This is a genomic window from Paenibacillus sp. TAF43_2 (genome assembly GCF_052113545.1).
Classification (GTDB): domain Bacteria; phylum Bacillota; class Bacilli; order Paenibacillales; family Paenibacillaceae; genus Pristimantibacillus.
Window position 1 is genome coordinate 1 of sequence record NZ_JBFRDK010000326.1, and the last position, 3,338, is coordinate 3,338.

Sequence of the window (3,338 nt, forward strand, 5' to 3'; positions counted from 1 at the left end):
ATACCTAACCTCACTGAAACATTGTAATGGGATCGCAGTTTCTTGAATCAAGCACTAGTAGCGTCAAGTGCTCCTCGCGTATTTCAGCTTGTACATCTTCCCTAACAGCCAAGCCGATCCGAAATACTAGACGATGAAATAAGATAAAGTTACACCAATAACTAAAACGAGAAGTGTAACTATATATTCTTTTGATCCTTTTAGAAACTTCCAATCTACAAATGATTGAAAGCCCGCAATGATAAAAATGAACACCATACAAAACCATTTCAGAGCATTTCCTTCTAAATCAATAAAAATAATATTAGCTGCTGCTATGATTGCTGCGATAATCATTCCCCACATACTCATTTTTTTACCCTTATCTGAAGTTTCTTTTTTTGCAGTTCCAACAATCCATTTTCTTAAAAATAAACTAGCAAAAACGAGTAGTATGCCTACTACTCCAATTTGACCACCCATTAAATCACTCCCTCCTACTCTCTCTGCTGAATAAATTAAATAATTTATTTTATTATCAAATCCCATTTCATTTGTTTTTGATCCTTTGCGGAGAATAAAATTGGCCAACTCATCATTATTTAAACCAAGAACAAACTCCATGTAATAAGTACCATACTACGTTTTTGAAGTTCAAAAAGGAAGGAATGATTATGCGATTGTTAAGTCGCTCCAGTTTAATTTCATAAAGTTTATTTATTTCATTTGCAGGGTAATATACACACAATAAATTAAGCGAGGTGAGGCTAACGAATGTTTTCTTCATTAAAAAGATTTTTAATCGGACGACCATTAAAATCAACGGAATTAGGCGAGCAAAAACTGAATAAAACAAAAGCTCTTGCCATTCTTTCTTCAGATGCCTTATCTTCAGTGGCATATGGTCCTGAACAAATATTGTTAGTCTTGATCACCGTTAGTGCAGCAGCATTTTGGTATTCCATACCGATTGCCATTGGTGTATTGATTTTATTATTAGCACTTATTTTATCCTATAGGCAAATTATTTTCGCATATCCTCATGGCGGAGGAGCTTATGTCGTATCCAAGAAAAATCTAGGTGTATACTCTGGGTTAGTTGCCGGTGGCTCATTGTTAGTTGACTATATCTTAACGGTAGCGGTAAGTGTATCTGCCGGAACAGATGCCATTACATCTGCTTTCCCAAGCTTGCATCCTTATAATGTGATCATTGCGATTATTTTTGTATTATTTATAACCATCTTGAATTTAAGGGGTGTAACGGAGTCCGCTTCAATATTAGCCTATCCGGTTTATTTATTTGTTTTAGCTTTATTCATTTTAATCATTGTAGGCATTTACAACATTCTATTAGGCAATGTCTCGCCAGAATTACATACACCTATTGGAACGCCAGTGGCGGGAATCAGTTTGTTTCTGCTGCTGAAAGCTTTTTCCTCCGGAAGTTCTGCTTTAACTGGGGTTGAAGCTATCTCGAACGCAATACCCAACTTTAAAAGCCCGTCTCCAAATAATGCTTCCAAAACGTTAATTGCGATGGGATCGCTGCTTGCCATATTATTTTCTGGAATCGTATTTTTAGCTTATTACTATGGAATTAGTCCGAGGGAAGAAGTCACCGTTGTTTCAGACATTGCTGAACATACGTTTGGTCGGAACTTTATGTATTATTTTATTCAAGGAACAACCGCATTAATTCTGATCCTTGCTGCTAATACGGGATATTCTGCTTTCCCCTTGCTGGCAGTCAACTTAGCCAAAGATAAATTCATCCCTCGAATGTTTACCATTAGAGGAGACAGATTAGGTTATTCCAACGGCATTATTATTCTAGGCGTTTTCTCAATCCTGTTGATTATAGCATTTGAAGGCCGAACTGAGCATCTCATCCCGCTTTATGCCGTAGGTGTATTTATCCCCTTTACCCTCTCGCAGACGGGTATGATGGTAAAATGGATTCGTGAAAAACCGCAAGGCTGGATATCTAAGCTAATCATTAACTCAACAGGTGCGGTTATAAGCTTTATCGTCACCATGATGTTCTTTTTAACCAAATTCGCACAGGTGTGGTCCGTATTAGTTTTTCTACCTCTTATCATTTTGCTCTTTCACCGAATTAGAAAGCATTATGAATCTGTAGCCGATCAACTGCGAATTACGACCTCTGAGGCTGCTATTCCTATTGAGGGGAATGTCATCATACTTCCTGTAGCTGGTATTACGCATGTGGTCGAGAACTCATTGAATTACGCCAAATCGCTATCTGCTCACCAGATCATTGCCGTTCATATTCCATTTGAAAGAGAGGATGAATTCACTTTCGAAGAGAAATGGAAAATGTGGCAGCCTGATGTGCGACTAGTTACTTTACATTCGCCATATCGAAGCATCATTCAACCATTAACTAAATTTATTGATACCGTTCAGCGCAAGGCGAGTGAATCAAATTACAAAGTTACTGTCATCATCCCGCAGTTTATTCCAAAAAAAGGATGGCACAATATGCTGCATAACCAATCCAGTTTATTGATTCGTGCTCACTTGTTATATAGAAGAAATGTGATCGTCACTACAGTACCTTATCACTTGAAAAAATAATGACTTGAACGATTATGATGCAATTGTTCCATGAATAAAAGGCTGCCGATGGCAGCCTTTTATTGCTATCTAGTTGCTGCGATCAAATGACCATTGTTATCCATGCCTCGAAAAACAAATCCCCTATTGTCCTTAGGATTTATTTCTTGATAAGAAACTGCATACCCACTTCGTACAGGTAATTCAATGTATACCGTTGAGTCGCTCTTAATGACTTCCAAATTGTCCTCTTCAACGTTGCTAAAACTATCATTGCTAATAATGACTCGCTTTATCTCAGGGTTAATCGTAGAAAATGCAAAAATAATGTCGTACATTTTGTTGGCATTCAACTGAGCTGACCATGTTCGTTGAATGGTATTAGGTTCGTTAGCGCTTGGCGCTAATGGAGAGGTCTCGGATACGCGATATAGAAATCCCCATTTCTTCGTAACGAGCTTAACAAAATCCATATCCTCCATTTTCCATATAACTATTTTATCCTTCCCAAATGCTTGGTGATACACCGCTTCTCCGTCTTCACGAGGATATGCCTCTTTCAGTGCTTTACTTTCACTAAATACATACCCGCTTCTATTTCCAAAATAAACAAGGAGAAGAAATACACATACAGAGTAAATAAGTATTCTGGACCGTTTTGGATTCATCTTGTCTCCTATTCGTGAATCATTCTATTGCAAAGTCTTCTATCTCATTCTAATTTCGCTTTCAAAATAATCCCATAATTTACAGACGAGTAATAGGATTGAAAGTTGCGC

At 37.5% G+C, this 3,338-nt stretch carries 3 protein-coding genes; 1 reads left to right on the forward strand and 2 read right to left on the reverse strand.

What is annotated here, in order from left to right; genetic code table 11:
- Positions 1 to 126: 126 nt before the first annotated feature.
- Positions 127 to 603 carry a DUF4181 domain-containing protein gene (locus AB4Z17_RS32920; RefSeq protein ID WP_441964604.1) on the reverse strand — a complete coding sequence of 159 codons (477 nt, stop codon included), beginning with the start codon at positions 601 to 603 and terminating at the stop codon, positions 127 to 129.
- A gap of 150 nt (positions 604 to 753) precedes the next feature.
- Here AB4Z17_RS32920 and AB4Z17_RS32925 point away from each other — a divergent pair, with 150 nt between their 5' ends.
- Positions 754 to 2,580: an APC family permease gene (locus AB4Z17_RS32925; protein ID WP_076265621.1), complete on the forward strand. Its 1,827-nt coding sequence runs from the start codon at positions 754 to 756 to the stop codon at positions 2,578 to 2,580.
- A gap of 65 nt (positions 2,581 to 2,645) precedes the next feature.
- Here the strand turns inward: AB4Z17_RS32925 and AB4Z17_RS32930 are convergent, their stop codons facing one another.
- Positions 2,646 to 3,227 carry a hypothetical protein gene (locus AB4Z17_RS32930; protein WP_441964606.1) on the reverse strand — a complete coding sequence of 194 codons (582 nt, stop codon included), beginning with the start codon at positions 3,225 to 3,227 and terminating at the stop codon, positions 2,646 to 2,648.
- Positions 3,228 to 3,338 lie beyond the last annotated feature (111 nt).